Raw genomic sequence first — 15,118 nt, 5'->3', positions numbered from 1 at the left:
CAGCAGCAAGTCGACGGTGGTGATATGGGGACATACTCTTTCGTTTGATAAATGTTGATGCTGATGCGGAAAGCCTGCGGAGTGCAACTATCGTAAATCTGGTATTTTAATACGCCGCTAGACACAATATGCTGGTGTCTTCCCCACATGCGTGGGGGTGTTTCTGTTAAGCATGGTTTTGTCAGAGTATATGGACTGTCTTCCCCACGTGTGTGGGGGTGTGTCTAAAAAAGAAAAACTCTCCGGTTCCCTGTTCGGGTCTTCCCCACACGTGTGGGGCCTGTTTTCGTTTGATAAGGAAATTAAAATGAAAAGAGCCGAATTAGACGTTGTGGTTTTAGGTGAGGATTTACCGAATGAAGGGCTAGTAAAAGGAACGCTTGGTACGATTGTTATGGTTTTTAATACGCCAACAACTGGCTATCTGGTCGAGTTTTGCGACGAGAAAGGAAAAACAATCGCAATGCCAGTTTTATTCCCCGCCCAGCTAAAGCGCTATTTCACGATTGGTAACCTGAAGTCGCTGATGGTGGAAGGTAATTATCCCGTAGCCGACCCTGTAGACCCAGATGTCATGGCAGATTTAATGCACAAAGTCGCGCCTGTTGAATGGGAGGACAAGAAAAGAAGGGTCTATAAGGATATTCAACGACTATTGATTAGTCGGCCGGACTACGCGGATATGTTCAATATTATGGATGGGGGTGAGTACAATGGCATGACATTGTACAGCCTGGTGCAGGCAGAGAACGGTGAACCTGCATGGTCGAATATCTTTGTTCGAAACTTTGAGACGCGTATTAACGAAATCTATGTCGATCCGAACCTCAATGACAAAGTAGTGATTGGTGAAGAGGGCATGTCCGTGATTGTCTACAGCTTCACAGATGACCGTTTCGAAATCCGCGATAAAGTCTCCTCGGATTATGTCATTGAGTCACATACCCACTTCAACGGACTGTTGTCCGCCCTTATTGAGCCGGTCAGCTAAATCCGAGACATCCATACCTTCAGCGTTTCCCACGGACGTGGGAATTTTTTTCCGCTCGGCTTACCCCGCCAGATGGCACACGGCTTCAATATTGTGCCCGTCTGGCGCAATCACAAAGGCGGCGTAATAACTGGCGTGGTAGTTTGGCCGTAACCCCGGCGCGCCGTTGTCCTTTCCTCCGGCGGCCAGCGCCGCCTGCCAGAAGGCATCAACCTGCTCGCGGCTGTCGGCGCGAAAGGCGATATGCAGCGGCGCCGGTTTTTCCGCACTTTGGTAGAGACATAAAGAGGCATCACCGCTGCCGGCCAGCTCTGCACCATAGGTCGGCTCGCCTTCGCCGACCAGCGTCACGCCAAGCGGGGCCAGGGCCTGTAAAAAGAACGCTTTGCTCGCGGCATAGTCGCTAACGCCGAATTTCACATGATCGAACATATCTTCTCTTCTCCTGTGGACGGGATATGGCCAGCTGAACGGTTCAGCCAGGAAATAGATGGGAAATAATTAACAACGGTTAGTAACTTTTTTAACAGCTCAAATTGTTTAATTATTCCTAAAACGAGTATTTACAGACGTTTAATCTGCCATGTACCATAAACAAAAAATAACATTTGTGATACAAGTCACTCTTTTTGGCGCATGGGTAAGCTCAGTGCGGTGTCTACGCCGCCGGTTTGCCGCCTCAAGGTTTATGGCAGCACCCTTCTCACGATGACATTCCGGTGAATTTCTCTCCGATTTCCCGCGTTTCGTTGAGAATCGTCTACTATCCAAACGATAACCCTATAAATGATATCGCCTCTGGCGATGTTTTATCCGACTTGCCGGGCCGGGCCAGACGCTAAGCGGTTTGAAAGCGCAATGGTATCGGTTCCAGCACGACATTCACTGGGTTTGTCTGCGACAAAAACAGTAATTTTCAATGACAGGAATGTGATGATGTCGAGCGAGAAAACCAACAATTCCAGGCGTGATTTCCTGGTGAAATCGATGGCGCTGATCCCGACGGTGGTGATCGGCGGCGCGGGGGCAGGGGCCATTGGCGTGGCCACCAGCGCGACCGCGCAGGCGGCCCCTACGTCTGAGCCCGCTTCCGGGAACACCGCGGCGGCCAGCGACTGGAAGCCGCAGTTCTTCAACGATCGTGAGTGGGTGTTTATCAACGCCGCCGTCGCTCGCTTAATCCCGGCGGATGAACTCGGTCCTGGCGCCAAAGAGGCCGGGGTGCCGGAGTTTATCGACCGCCAGCTCAATACTCCCTACGCTACCGGCTCCATCTGGTACATGCAGGGTCCCTTCAACCCCGACGTGCCGAAAGAGATGGGCTATCAGCTGCCGCTGGTGCCTAAACAGATCTATAACCTCGGGATCGCCGATGCCGAGGCCTGGTGTCAGGACAAGTATCACAAAACCTTCGCTGAACTGAGCAGCGAGCAGCAGGACGAGGCGCTCGGCCTGTGGGAATCCGGCAAAGCCGAGTTCAAACAGCTGCCGGCCTCGCTGTTCTTCTCCTATCTGCTGCAAAACACCCGCGAAGGCTTCTTCAGCGACCCGATCCATGGCGGCAATAAAGGCATGGTCGGCTGGACGCTGATTAATTTTCCCGGCGCGCGCGCCGACTTTATGGACTGGGTTGAACGAAGCGAACGCTATCCCTTCCCACCGGTATCAATTAATGGGGAGAGGGCGTAATCATGGCCACCGTATTGAAAAAAACCGATGTCGCGATCGTCGGCTTCGGCTGGGTTGGGGCGATCATGGCCAAAGAGCTGACCGAAGCCGGGCTCAACGTCGTCGCGCTGGAGCGCGGCCCGATGCGCGATACCTGGCCGGACGGCGCCTATCCGCAGGTGATTGACGAGCTGACCTACAACATCCGCCGCAAGCTATTCCAGGATCTGTCGAAAAGCACCGTTACCATCCGGCATAACACCAGCCAGCAGGCGGTGCCGTATCGCCAACTGGCGGCCTTCCTGCCGGGTACCGGCGTGGGCGGCGCCGGGCTGCACTGGTCCGGCGTCCATTTCCGCGTCGATCCCATCGAACTGCGGATGCGCAGCCACTATGAAGAACGCTACGGCAAAAACTTCATTCCCCAGGATATGATCATCCAGGATTTCGGTGTCACCTACGACGAGCTGGAACCGTTCTTCGATAAAGCGGAAAAAGTGTTCGGCACCTCCGGGACCGCCTGGTCGATCAAAGGCAAGGTGGTCGGCAAAGGCCGCGGCGGCAACGCCTTCGCCCCGGACCGCTCAGACGACTTCCCGCTGCCGGCGCAGAAAAACACCTGGTCGGCGCAGCTGTTTGAAAAAGCGGCGCTGGAAGTGGGGTATCACCCCTATAACCTGCCGTCGGCCAACACTTCCGACTCCTATACCAACCCCTACGGCGCGCAGATGGGCCCGTGCAACTTCTGCGGTTTCTGCAGCGGCTACGCCTGCTACATGTACTCCAAAGCCTCGCCGAACGTGAACATCCTGCCGGCGCTGCGCCAGGAAAAACGCTTTGAACTGCGGACCAACGCCAACGTGCTGAAGGTCAACCTGACCGACGACAAATCCCGCGCCACCGGCGTGACCTACGTCGACGGCCAGGGGCGCGAAATGGAACAGCCGGCGGACCTGGTGATTATCGGCGCCTTCCAGTTCCACAATGTGCACCTGATGCTGCTCTCCGGGATCGGCAAACCCTACAATCCGGAGACCGGCGAAGGGGTGGTGGGGCGTAACTTCGCCTACCAGAACATGACCACCATCAAGGCCATTTTCGACAAAGACACCTATACCAACCCGTTTATCGGCGCGGGCGGCAACGGCGTCGGCGTCGACGACTTCAACGCCGACAACTTCGACCACGGCACGGCCGGCTTTGTCGGCGGTTCGCCATTCTGGGTCAACCAGGCCGGGACCAAGCCTATCTCCGGTTTCCCGGTACCGCCGGGCACCCCGGCGTGGGGCAGCAAATGGAAAGCGGCGGTAGCCGATACCTACACCCATCACTTGTCGATGGATGCCCACGGCGCGCACCAGTCCTATCGGCAGAACTACCTCGATCTTGATCCGAACTACAAAAACGTCTTTGGCCAGCCGCTGCTGCGCATGACCTTCGACTGGCAGGAAAACGACATCAAGATGGCGCAGTTTATGTTCGACAAGATGGCGCCGATCGCCAAAGCGATGAAGCCGAAATATATCCTCGGCAGCCCGAAAAACGTCAACAGCCACTTTGATACCACCAGCTACCAGACCACCCATATGAACGGTGGGGCGGTGATGGGGGAAGATCCGAAAACCAGCGCCGTGAACCGTTATCTGCAAAGCTGGGACGTGCATAACGTCTTCGTCATCGGCGCCTCCGCGTTCCCGCAGGGGCTGGGCTACAACCCAACCGGCACGGTGGCCGCGCTGGCCTACTGGTCAGCGAAGGCGATCCGCGAGCAGTATCTGAAAAATCCGGGACCCCTGGTGCAGGCATAAAGGAAGGCAGATGATGAAAATGCAATGGTTATCGGCCCTGGTGCTTGGGGCATTGAGCTGCGCGGCTTTTGCCGAAGAGGCGCCTGCGGACAGCAATCTGATTAAGCAGGGGGAGTATCTGGCGCGGGCGGGGGACTGTGTCGCCTGCCACACCAACGGCAAAGCGGGGAAACCTTTCGCCGGCGGTCTGCCGATGGAGACGCCGATCGGCACCATCTACTCCACTAATATCACGCCGGATAAAGAACACGGCATCGGCGGGTACACCTTCGAAGAGTTCGACGACGCGGTGCGCAAGGGCGTGCGGAAAGACGGTTCCACGCTCTATCCGGCGATGCCGTATCCCTCGTTCGCGCGGATCAGTGAAGCGGACATGCGCGCCATGTACGCCTACTTTATGCATGGCGTGGAACCGGTGAATGCCGCCAACAAGGACACCGACATCCCGTGGCCGCTGTCGATGCGCTGGCCGCTGGCGTTCTGGCGCGGCATCTTTGCCCCGACGCCGAGCGACTTTGTCGCCAACCCGCAGGTTGACCCGGTGCTGGAGCGCGGCCGCTATCTGGTGGAAGGCCTGGGCCACTGCGGCGCCTGCCATACCCCGCGCAGTCTGACGATGCAGGAAAAAGCGCTGAGCGAAAGCGAAGGCGATGATTACCTGGCGGGCAGCAATGCGCCGATTGACGGCTGGGTTGCCTCCAGCCTGCGCGGTGAAAACCGCGACGGTCTGGGAACCTGGAGCGAAGCCGAACTGGCCGAGTTCCTGAAAACCGGACGCAACGATAAGTCGGTGGTCTTCGGCGGCATGAGCGATGTGGTGGAGCACAGTCTGCAGTATCTCTCTGATGACGACATCACCGCCATCGCCCGCTATCTGAAGTCGCTCCCGCCGCGCGGCGGCAAACAGACCCCAGCCCCGGTGGAAGACAGCGTGGCGAAAGATCTGTGGAAGGGTAATGACAGCAAAACCGGCGCCGCGCTGTACGTTGATAACTGCGCCGCCTGCCACCGCACCGACGGCGTGGGCTACCAACGCGCCTTCCCGTCGCTGAAGGGCAACCCGGTGGTACAGACCGAAGATGCCACTTCGCTTATCCATATCGTTCTGACCGGGAGCACCACGCCGGCGGTGAAAGATGCGGTCTCCAACCTGACCATGCCGTCGTTCGGCTGGCGTCTGGACGACCAGCAGGTGGCGGATGTGGTCAATTTCATCCGCACCAGCTGGGGCAACAATGCGCCGGCGGTCAGCGCCAGCGATGTGGCGAAGGTGCGTAAGGAGACCGCGGCGCACGATGAGAAGGCGTTAGGCAACGCCGATATCTCGAAGCTGCCGGGGGCCGGACAGTAACCGTCAGGGTTGCGTCGCCCGCGCGGCGCAACCCATACTTAGCCAGGACGTAAAATACTGTCTGAATCAAGGAGTTTGCCTTCATGCTGCATGCAGAGCGACTGACCTGCGTCGTTGACGATCGACCGCTGTTTGCGGCGCTGACGCTGTCCCTCGCTTCCGGCGAGCTGCTGCAGGTCGCCGGTGATAACGGCGCGGGGAAAACCTCGCTGCTGCGGATCCTTTGCGGCCTGGCGCGCCCGGAAAGCGGGGTGGTGAGCTGGCAGGGCCAGCCGCTGGCGAAGGTCCGGGAGTCATTTCACCGTCAGCTGCTGTGGCTGGGCCATAAACCCGGCGTCAACGCGGCGCTGACCGCCGATGAAAACCTGCGTTTCTTCTTTCCGGCCAGCCGCCTTCAGCAGCGGGAAAGCGCCCTCGCCGCCGTCGGCCTGGCGGGCTATGAAGACCTCCCCTTGAGCCAGCTCTCCGCCGGGCAGCAGCGCCGGGTGGCGCTGACCCGCTTGTGGTTAACCGACGCGCCGCTGTGGATCCTCGATGAGCCGTTCACCGCGCTCGATGCCACGGCGATGGAAACCTTGACCCGCCGCCTGGAGCAGCACGCCCGGCAGGGGGGAAGCGCGATCCTCACCACCCATCAGCCGCTGCGGCCGCTGGGCTGCCCGTTGCGCACCTTGCGCCTCGGCGGCGACGCTGGAGGCGTGCAATGATGCGGGCGCTATTGGCCCGGGAACTGCGCCTGGCGTGGCGCAGCGGGGCGGAGATCCTCAATCCGCTCTGGTTCTTTCTGATCGTCATCACCCTGTTTCCGTTCGGCGTCGGCGCTGCGCCGCAGCTGCTGGCGCAGATTGCGCCGGGCGTGGTGTGGGTCGCCGCGCTGCTGGCGGCGCTGCTGGTGATGGATCGGCTGTTTCGCGACGACTGGCAGGACGGTTCTCTGGAGCAGCTGTTGCTCCTGCCGACGCCGCTGGCGGCGGTGGTGCTGGTCAAGGTGGTCGCCCACTGGATGATGAGCGGCCTGCCGCTGCTGATCGTCTCGCCGCTGGCGGCGCTGCTGCTGGGGATGAGTCTGCACGATGCCGGCGTGCTGGCGCTGACCTTGCTGCTCGGCACCCCGACGCTCAGTTTTCTCGGCGCGGTGGGGGTTGGCCTGACGGTCGGTCTGAAGCGCGGCGGCGTCCTGCTGAGCCTGCTGGTGCTGCCGCTGGCGGTGCCGCTGCTGATTTTCGCCACCGCAGCCTGCCAGGCGGCGGCCGCCGGGCTCCCGGTCAGCGGCTATCTGGCGATGCTGGCGGCGTTTTTAACCGCCAGCGCCACCCTGTGTCCGTTCGCCACCGCCGCCGCGCTGCGGCTGACCGTGCAATAATTCGCTGCGCCTGCGGGCGCGGCCATCATAACCGTGTGAGTAAGCGTCTATGTGGAAAGCGTTACATCAACTGGCGATCCCCGAGCGGCTGTACCGCCTGTGCGGGTGCTGGATCCCCTGGCTGGCGGCGTTGAGCGCGCTGTTGCTGGTCATTGGGCTGGGGTGGGGCTTTGGCTTCGCCCCCGCGGACTATCAGCAGGGGGAAAGCTACCGGATCATGTACCTTCACGTCCCGGCGGCGATGTGGTCGATGGGGCTGTACCTGGCGATGGCCGTCGCGGCCTTCGTCGGGGTGGTCTGGCAGATCAAAATGGCCGACCTGGCGATCGCCGCCCTGGCGCCGGTGGGGGCGGTCTGCACCCTGGTGGCGCTGGTCAGCGGCGCGGCATGGGGCAAGCCGATGTGGGGGACCTGGTGGATCTGGGACGCCCGCCTGACCTCAGAGCTGGTGCTGCTGTTTCTGTATGCCGGGGTCATCGCCCTGTGGCACGCCTTTGACGACCGGCGACTGGCCGGGCGCGCGGCGGGGATCCTCGTCCTGGTCGGGGCGGTCAATCTGCCCATCATTCATTACTCGGTCTACTGGTGGAACACCCTGCACCAGGGCTCGACCAACCTGCAGCAAACCATTGACCCAAGCATGCGTCTGCCGCTGCGGATCTGTATCTTTGCTTTCCTCGCGCTGTCGGTCACGCTGACCCTGATGCGCCTGCGTAACCTGATCCTGCAGCTGGAGCGCCGTCGACCGTGGGTGGTAGCGCTGGCGAATAAAGGAGCTGCCCGATGAGCCCCGCCTTTTCGTCTTTCGCCGCCTTCCTGAATATGGGCGGCTATGCCGTGTACGTCTGGCTGGCGGTGGCCGTGGCTGTCGCCGCCTTTGGCTTGCTGACGGTGCACACCCTGTGGGCGCGGCGGGCGCTGTTCCATGAGGTGCGACGCCAGCAGGCGCGCGAGCGGCGGATCGCTGCCGCCCGCGAACATGACAAGGAGGCCGCGGATGCAAGCGCGTCGTAAAACTCGGCTGTATATCGTGCTGGCGGTGCTCGCCGGCCTCGGGCTGACCGTCAGCCTGACGCTGTACGCCCTGAGCAGCAATATCGATCTGTTCTACACCCCGGGGGAAATTATCTACGGCAAAACGGAAACCCGGGCGCTACCCCATACCGGTCAGCGGCTGCGGGTGGGGGGCTACGTTCAGCCGGGCTCCCTGCAGCGCGACCCGCAAACCCTCGACGTGCGCTTTAAGCTGTATGACGCCCGCGGGGTCGTGGACGTCAGCTATAAGGGCATTCTGCCGGACCTGTTTCGTGAAGGGCAGGGCGTGGTGGCCCAGGGCGTGCTGGACGGCGAGCGGCATATTACCGCCCAGCAGGTGCTGGCCAAACATGATGAAAATTACACGCCGCCGGAGGTGAAAAACGCCATGACGCCGGAGAAAACGGGGGCGCAGCCATGATGCCGGAGCTGGGCAACTTTTTATTGTGTCTGGCGGCGGGGCTGGCGCTGCTCCTGAGCGTCTATCCCCTGTGGGGCGCGGCGCGGCAGGATCGGCGGCTGATGGCCCTGGCGCGGCCGCTGGCCTGCGGGCTGTTCGCCTGTATCGGCGGCGCCTTCCTGCTGCTGGTGCACGCCTTTGTGGTCAACGACTTTACCGTCCGCTACGTGGCGGAAAACTCTAACAGCGCGCTGCCGGTGTGGTATCGGGTGGCGGCGACCTGGGGGGCGCATGAGGGCTCGCTGCTGCTGTGGGTCCTGCTGCTCAGCGTCTGGACCTTCGCCGTCGCCTTATTCAGCCGCCGAATGCCGCTCGACGCCGTCGCCCGGGTGCTGGCGGTGATGGGGATGATCGCCTTTGGGTTCCTGCTGTTTATCCTCTTTACCTCCAACCCGTTCAGCCGCGGCCTGCCGCAGTACCCCATTGATGGCCGCGACCTCAATCCCCTGTTGCAGGATATCGGCATGATTTTCCATCCGCCGATCCTCTATATGGGTTACGTCGGCTTCTCGGTGGCTTTCGCCTTTGCCATCGCCTCGCTGCTGGCGGGGCGGCTGGACACCGCGTGGGCGCGCTGGTCGCGTCCCTGGACTCAGGCGGCATGGATGTTCCTCACCCTCGGCATCGTGCTGGGCTCGGCGTGGGCCTATTACGAACTGGGCTGGGGCGGCTGGTGGTTCTGGGACCCGGTGGAAAACGCCTCGTTTATGCCGTGGCTGGTGGGAACCGCGCTGCTGCACTCCCTGGCGGTGACCGAAAAGCGGGGCAGCTTCCGCGCCTGGACGGTGCTGCTGGCCATCGCCGCCTTCTCTCTGTGCCTGCTGGGCACCTTCCTGGTGCGCTCCGGGGTGCTGGTTTCGGTGCATGCCTTCGCCTCGGATCCGTCACGCGGGCTGTTTATTCTGGTACTGCTGATCGTCGCTATCGGCGGGTCGCTGCTGCTGTACGCCCTGAAGGGCGGCCGGGTGCGCGCGCGGGTGGAACATACGCTGTGGTCGCGCGAGTCGTTCCTGCTTGGCAACAATATCTTGCTGATGGCCGCGATGCTGGTGGTGCTCCTCGGAACGCTGCTGCCGCTGGTGCATAAAGAACTGGGCCTCGGCAGCATCTCCATCGGCGAGCCGTTCTTCAATACCATGTTCACCGCCCTGATGGCGCCGTTTGCGCTGCTGCTGGGGCTGGGACCGCTGATCCGCTGGCGGCGCGATGACGTCGCCAGGCAGATTAAGCGCCTGGTGGTCGCGCTGGTGGTGACGTTGTCACTTTCCCTGACGCTGCCGTGGCTGCTGCAGGACCGTATCACCGCCATGGCGGTCATCGGCCTGATGATGGCCCTGTGGGTGCTGATCTTCGCCCTGATGGAGGTTCACGAACGGGCCACCCATCGCCACGGCTTCTGGCGCGGCCTGCGCACTCTGACCCGCAGCCAGTGGGGGATGGTGCTCGGTCACGTTGGCGTGGCGGTGACCGTTATCGGCATCACCTTTAGCCAGAACTACAGCGTGGAGCGCGATGTACGGATGCGTCCCGGCGACAGCATCGATATCCACCGCTATCACTTTGTGTTTAACGGCGTGCGCAATATCGTCGGCCCCAACTGGACCGGCGGCGAAGGCATTATTGCCGTGACCCGCAACGGCCGCCCGGAAGCGACGCTGTATGCCGAGAAGCGCTTTTACACCGCCAGCCGGATGATGATGACCGAGGCGGCGATCAGCGGCGGGCTGACCCGCGATCTGTACGCCGCGCTGGGGGAAGAGCTGAGCGACGGCAGCTGGGCGGTGCGTCTGTACTATAAACCGTTCGTTCGCTGGATCTGGTACGGCGGGGTGCTGATGGCCCTCGGCGGTCTGTGCTGCATGCTCGACCCGCGCTACCGGATGCGTAAGAAGCTGCAGGAGGCCTCATGAACCGGAAGCTACTGTTTATCCCGCTGGTGCTGTTTCTGGCGCTGGCCGCCGCGCTGTTCTGGCAGCTGATGCGCAACGCCGATGGCGATGACCCGACGACCCTCGAGTCGGCGCTGATTGGCAAACCGCTGCCGGAATTTCGCCTTGAAGCGCTGAATACCCCCGGTCAGACGCTGGACCGGCGCACGCTGATTGACGGCAAGCCGCTGCTGCTTAACGTCTGGGCCACCTGGTGTCCAACCTGTCGCGCCGAGCATCAGTTTCTCAACGGCCTGGCGCAGCAGGGCGTGCGGGTGGTGGGGATGAACTATAAAGATGATCGGCAGAAGGCGATGAGCTGGCTGCAGCGCCTGGGGAACCCGTACATGCTGAGCCTGTACGACGGCAACGGCATGCTTGGCCTGGACCTGGGCGTTTATGGCGCGCCGGAGACGTTTCTCATCGACGGTCAGGGGATCATCCGCTGGCGGCACGCCGGCGACCTGAACGAACGGGTGTGGCGCGAGGAGCTCCAGCCGCTGTGGGATCAATATAACCGGAGGGCGGGCTGATGAGATGTGTAATGGTCATCCTGCTGGCGCTGATGCTGACCGGCCAGGCGTGGGCCGCCATCGACACCTGGCAGTTTAAGGATGAGGCCCAGGAGCAGGCCTTTCGCGAAATCACCTCCCAGCTGCGCTGCCCGAAATGCCAGAACAACAGCATCGCCGACTCAAACGCGATGATTGCCGCTGATATGCGGCAGAAGGTGTACGAGCTGATGCAGCAGGGGAAAACGAAAGGGCAGATCGTTGACTATATGGTGGCCCGCTACGGCAATTTTGTCAGCTACGAGCCGCCGCTGACCGCTGGCACGGTGCTGCTGTGGCTGGGGCCAGGGCTGTTCGTGCTGGCGGGCGCGGGGGTGATTATCGCCCGCGCGCGTCGTCGCGACATCCCTGACGCGGCGCTCAGCGCCGAAGAGCGCCAGCGGCTGGCGGCATTATTGAAAGAAGGAAAAGAACGATGAGCCTGTTGGTGGTTATCGTCGCGCTGCTGCTGGCTGGCGCGCTGGGGCTGCTTTATTACCCTTGGCCGGGCAAAGGGGCGGTGGACCGCGATACTCTCAACCGCGCCCTGTACCAGTCGCGCCTGCAGGAGCTGACGCAGGAACGCGGCGAGGACAACCCGGCGCTGGTCGTCGAGCTGCAGCGCACGCTGCTGACGGATATCCCGCCCCAGACACAGCCTGGCGAACGGCCGCTAAGCCGCTGGGCGCTGCTTCCGGGGGCGCTGCTGCTGGTGGTTCTGAGTCTGGGCCTGTATCTGAAAACCAGCGATATTGGCCAGGTGCTGCTCTGGCAGCAGGCTGAACGGCATTATCCTGCGCTGTTGCAGCAGGTTAAGGACCCGACGGCGGCGCCGCTACGTATGGATGAGCTGGCGGAGCTGCGGCTTGGGCTGCGCAGCCATCTGCAGACTACGCCGAACGATCTCGCCGGCTGGCAGCTGCTTGGGCGGCTGGGCCTGTTGTTGAACGATGGCGAGACGGCGATCGGCGCCTTTGGCCGGGCGCATGCTCTGGCGGCGGATGACCCGGCGGCGGCTTTCGATTACGCCAGCGCGCTGGTGCGGGCGGGGGATAGCGGTCAGGTTCGGATGGGCGAGTTGCTGCTGCGTGACCTGCATCAGCGGCAGCCGACCAGCCTGCCGGTGCTGGAGATGCTGGCCCTGAGCGCGGTGCGTAATGAAGATTACCCCGAAGCCGTGGCAGCCTTGCAGGCGTTACTGGCCCGGCTGCCGGAAGGGGATGTGCGGCGCGAGGCGATCGTCCGCCAGCTGGCGCAAGCGCAGCAGCAGGCGCAGTAACAGCCCGGCGGCGCTGCGCAGGCGCGGGCCAGGGGCATGCCACCAGAAGAGTACGGGCGGCCCTGTTTTTGTAGGCCGGGTCAGGCGCAGCCGCCACCCGGCAAAATAACGGCACAAGAGTGGCTCAACCGCGTAGCCCGGATAAGGCGCCACGCGCCGCCATCCGGGATTTTCCGAGCCGGCGCTACGCTTAGCCGCTAGCGCGTGACGTCTCCTGGTGTCGATCACGCCTGCTGTGTGCCAGAGCGGACGTCGTCATGTTTGTTCAGCTAACACCCGTTGAGCGCTTCATAATGATATCTCTCTGGGGATCTGTCCCAACCTGGAAGATATGTTCACCCACCTCGGTAAACCCAAGCTTACGGTAAAAAGAGATTGCCCTTGGGTTCTGTTCCCAGACACCTAACCAGACAATATCCGATCCCTGTGCCGCAAATTCAGCAAAGCACTTGTGTATCAGCGCTTGCGCAAAACCTTTGCCATGATAAGGTTCATCGATATACAGACACAGGATTTCCCCGGCGTGAATGCTATTTACACAGGGAGGAAATGCTTCCCACCTCAGTTGGGCATACCCTATCAGTTTGCTTTCGTATTCGCAGACTAATGTAATCCAGTCTTCTCTGAGGATTTCTTGCAACTGAATATCTGTTGAATAACTTGCCTGGCAGTGAAGCTCCATATCCTTCTGAGTATTACCCGCTTCAAACGTTTTTCTAAAGGTGCGTTCGGCTAAAATGGCAAGCTCTTCTGCATCAGAGGGACGGGCCCTACGGATTAACATTTATCATTACTCTCAAAAAATAGTCTTACTTTTGCCCGGGTTGACGATAAATATCGGGTCGATTGATTTGCCAGACAAAATCTGGTTGGTTCAATGGGTTATACCCCAGCTTCTGGTATAGCCAGGGCGCGCTAGAGGTTACCAGCATTATCCGTCGCAGGCGTGACATCACGGGATGGGCGTGACAGCATTCAATCAGCCAACGACCAAGACCACTTTTCTGATACTCGTTCAGCACGTAGACGTCGCACAAATAACCAAAAGTGGCATAGTCGGTGACCAGACGGGCGAAGCCGATTTGTCTTGTTCCATCCAGAAGCGCAAAACAAAGGCTGTTCTGGATTGATATTCTGACCGTTTCAGCATCAATGCCCGCAGCCCATGACGATTGCGAGAGGTAATCGTGAATGGCTTCCTGCTGAAAAAAGGCGGGATCGGTTGTGACAGTAAACTGGCCTTGGGTAAAACGCAGATGCTGATTATCCACTAAACGACTCCTTGCAAACTTGCTTTGATGAGACAAGCCCTACAGGCATACCGGGCAACCACTCAGGATGTTTTCTCATGTACTGTCATGATAAATACCAGCGGGCTCTCCCCCTGGTTTTCGTAGAAATGAGGAACGTCCGTTCTGGCCGTTGCCGAACAGCCGGTTTTTACCCGATACAAATGGTCCTTTACCCCCAATGTGAGCGTGCCCGACTGAACATAAAACAGTTCAAGCGTTCCTTCCGTGTGGCCCGGTGAAGCAAACTTTTCCCCCGGCTGCATTTCCCACATCCAGAGCTCGGTCATATCAGGCCCACCCGACCCTGCGAGCAGTCTTGCTCTCCCGCCTTTTTCACCTTCCCACAATTCTGGGATCTCATCTTCAGCAATGAGATGCACAGTCGGTTTGGAACTGACATCCACAAAATCAGCCACCGAAACCCCCATCGCGGTAGCCAGGCGGCATAACAGAGCAATGCTGGGATTGGCCCGGCATCCTTCTATCTCAACCAGCGCTCCCTTGCTGACGCCGGCTCGACGGGAGAGTTCATCGAGGGAGATTTTCTTTTGCTTACGATACTGTTTAATTCGCTGAGATACGGCTTCATTCACCGTGTTGACGATAGAATTTGCATCGGTCATTAAATTGACTTTTTTGGTCATCGGTCATTATCATAGAATAAATTAGTCATTAAAGGATTATCACGTGTTAACCGTCTCTCCGTCAATTGCCCCTGAAATTTATCGTATTGCCCCAGGTTTTCGGGCACTCAGTATCTGCGTAAAAGCTGCGCCAGTGCTTCATCCCGACGCTGGAGAAATCGCGCTGCGGGAAGCCTGTGAAGCCGTTCTGGCCGGCGAACCGGAATGGGCGGGATCTCATCTGGCAGCCTGGGCCGACGTTTTTCAAAAGTTTGGTGCTAAACCTAAACGCACCCCTTGCTCAGCTGATGCGTTACGTAAGCGCGTATTACGTGACGGAACGATGCCCGCGCTCGATCCCATCGTTGATCTTTATAACGCCGTGAGTCTCCGCTACGCCGTACCGGTTGGTGGGGAGAATATCTCTGCCTATCAGGGTTCACCACGTCTGGCTGTGGCAAACGGAACAGAGCCTTTTGATACCGTCAAAGAGGGTGAAACGGCCGTTGAATATCCTTCACAAGGAGAGGTTATCTGGTGTGATGACACCGGCGTGACCTGCCGCCGCTGGAACTGGCGACAGGGAATCAGAACCCGTCTGGGCGTGGACGCTCAGCAAATGTGGTTCATTCTGGAAAGCCTGCCGCAGATGCCGCTGGAAAAACTGCACGAAGCCGGGAAGATGCTGACCGACGGCCTGGAAAAAATGATGCCCGGCCTGTGGTTTGACGTTGCTCTCATCGAAGAACAACAGCAGTAATATCCTTCA

18 protein-coding genes are annotated in these 15,118 nt (G+C 60.0%); 14 read left to right on the top strand and 4 right to left on the bottom strand.

Going from position 1 to position 15,118, the window contains the following annotated elements; all coding sequences use genetic code 11:
- Positions 1-307: 307 nt before the first annotated feature.
- Positions 308-991 carry a YrhA family protein gene (locus CWM54_RS07395; RefSeq protein ID WP_100696611.1) on the top strand — a complete coding sequence of 228 codons (684 nt, stop codon included), beginning with the start codon at positions 308-310 and terminating at the stop codon, positions 989-991.
- A 60-nt stretch (positions 992-1,051) separates the two neighbouring features.
- On the opposite strand, the gene CWM54_RS07390 is transcribed toward CWM54_RS07395, so the two are convergent.
- Positions 1,052-1,423 (bottom strand): VOC family protein, encoded by a 372-nt coding sequence (locus CWM54_RS07390; protein ID WP_061154292.1) that lies wholly within the window; start codon positions 1,421-1,423, stop codon positions 1,052-1,054.
- Positions 1,424-1,924: 501 nt separating this feature from the next.
- Between CWM54_RS07390 and CWM54_RS07385 the strand changes: the two genes are divergently transcribed.
- The 12 genes from CWM54_RS07385 to ccmI all read left to right on the top strand — a co-directional run bounded on the left by CWM54_RS07385 (position 1,925) and on the right by ccmI (position 12,434).
- Entirely contained in the window at positions 1,925-2,680 is a 756-nt protein-coding gene (locus CWM54_RS07385; protein ID WP_165785896.1) for a gluconate 2-dehydrogenase subunit 3 family protein, read from the top strand.
- Between the two features lie 2 nt (positions 2,681-2,682).
- Positions 2,683-4,467: a GMC family oxidoreductase gene (locus CWM54_RS07380; protein WP_100696607.1), complete on the top strand. Its 1,785-nt coding sequence runs from the start codon at positions 2,683-2,685 to the stop codon at positions 4,465-4,467.
- A gap of 10 nt (positions 4,468-4,477) precedes the next feature.
- The gene (locus tag CWM54_RS07375; RefSeq protein ID WP_165785895.1) at positions 4,478-5,818 is read left to right on the top strand and encodes a c-type cytochrome; all 1,341 of its coding nucleotides are present in this window, start codon (positions 4,478-4,480) and stop codon (positions 5,816-5,818) included.
- Positions 5,819-5,901: 83 nt separating this feature from the next.
- Positions 5,902-6,525: a cytochrome c biogenesis heme-transporting ATPase CcmA gene (gene ccmA / locus CWM54_RS07370; RefSeq protein ID WP_100696605.1), complete on the top strand. Its 624-nt coding sequence runs from the start codon at positions 5,902-5,904 to the stop codon at positions 6,523-6,525.
- Positions 6,522-7,181, top strand: a complete 660-nt coding sequence (gene ccmB / locus CWM54_RS07365; protein ID WP_012541449.1) for a heme exporter protein CcmB — start codon at positions 6,522-6,524, stop codon at positions 7,179-7,181. Before ccmA ends, ccmB begins: the two co-directional genes overlap by 4 nt.
- A gap of 49 nt (positions 7,182-7,230) precedes the next feature.
- Positions 7,231-7,968, top strand: coding sequence for a heme ABC transporter permease (locus tag CWM54_RS07360; RefSeq protein WP_100696603.1), 738 nt, complete (start codon positions 7,231-7,233; stop codon positions 7,966-7,968).
- Positions 7,965-8,195 carry a heme exporter protein CcmD gene (gene ccmD, locus CWM54_RS07355; RefSeq protein WP_002908220.1) on the top strand — a complete coding sequence of 77 codons (231 nt, stop codon included), beginning with the start codon at positions 7,965-7,967 and terminating at the stop codon, positions 8,193-8,195. Before CWM54_RS07360 ends, ccmD begins: the two co-directional genes overlap by 4 nt.
- A complete protein-coding gene (gene ccmE / locus CWM54_RS07350) occupies positions 8,179-8,637 on the top strand; it encodes a cytochrome c maturation protein CcmE (RefSeq protein ID WP_004143391.1) in 459 nt (152 codons plus the stop codon). The genes ccmD and ccmE overlap by 17 nt, the downstream gene beginning before the upstream one ends.
- Positions 8,634-10,586, top strand: coding sequence for a heme lyase CcmF/NrfE family subunit (locus CWM54_RS07345; protein ID WP_100696601.1), 1,953 nt, complete (start codon positions 8,634-8,636; stop codon positions 10,584-10,586). The genes ccmE and CWM54_RS07345 overlap by 4 nt, the downstream gene beginning before the upstream one ends.
- Entirely contained in the window at positions 10,583-11,137 is a 555-nt protein-coding gene (locus tag CWM54_RS07340; RefSeq protein WP_008804532.1) for a DsbE family thiol:disulfide interchange protein, read from the top strand. Before CWM54_RS07345 ends, CWM54_RS07340 begins: the two co-directional genes overlap by 4 nt.
- Before the next feature lie 11 nt (positions 11,138-11,148).
- On the top strand, positions 11,149-11,595 hold the full coding sequence (locus CWM54_RS07335; protein WP_162493314.1) for a cytochrome c-type biogenesis protein: 447 nt from the start codon (positions 11,149-11,151) through the stop codon (positions 11,593-11,595).
- On the top strand, positions 11,592-12,434 hold the full coding sequence (gene ccmI, locus CWM54_RS29060) for a c-type cytochrome biogenesis protein CcmI (protein WP_100696597.1): 843 nt from the start codon (positions 11,592-11,594) through the stop codon (positions 12,432-12,434). Before CWM54_RS07335 ends, ccmI begins: the two co-directional genes overlap by 4 nt.
- Before the next feature lie 265 nt (positions 12,435-12,699).
- Here ccmI and CWM54_RS07325 read toward each other — a convergent pair whose 3' ends face one another.
- The 3 genes from CWM54_RS07325 to CWM54_RS07315 form a co-directional block, all read right to left on the bottom strand.
- Positions 12,700-13,218 (bottom strand): GNAT family N-acetyltransferase, encoded by a 519-nt coding sequence (locus CWM54_RS07325; protein ID WP_061154303.1) that lies wholly within the window; start codon positions 13,216-13,218, stop codon positions 12,700-12,702.
- A 25-nt stretch (positions 13,219-13,243) separates the two neighbouring features.
- The gene (locus tag CWM54_RS07320) at positions 13,244-13,705 is read right to left on the bottom strand and encodes a GNAT family N-acetyltransferase (RefSeq protein WP_061154304.1); all 462 of its coding nucleotides are present in this window, start codon (positions 13,703-13,705) and stop codon (positions 13,244-13,246) included.
- A gap of 62 nt (positions 13,706-13,767) precedes the next feature.
- Entirely contained in the window at positions 13,768-14,370 is a 603-nt protein-coding gene (locus CWM54_RS07315; RefSeq protein WP_100696595.1) for a helix-turn-helix domain-containing protein, read from the bottom strand.
- A 43-nt stretch (positions 14,371-14,413) separates the two neighbouring features.
- On the opposite strand from CWM54_RS07315, the gene CWM54_RS07310 reads away from it, so the two are divergent.
- A complete protein-coding gene (locus CWM54_RS07310; RefSeq protein WP_012967971.1) occupies positions 14,414-15,109 on the top strand; it encodes a B3/4 domain-containing protein in 696 nt (231 codons plus the stop codon).
- Positions 15,110-15,118: the final 9 nt, after the last annotated feature.

The organism is Klebsiella sp. D-Nf1, assembly GCF_002810515.1.
GTDB lineage: Bacteria > Pseudomonadota > Gammaproteobacteria > Enterobacterales > Enterobacteriaceae > Klebsiella > Klebsiella variicola.
This window is presented reverse-complemented; position numbering and strand designations above follow the sequence as displayed.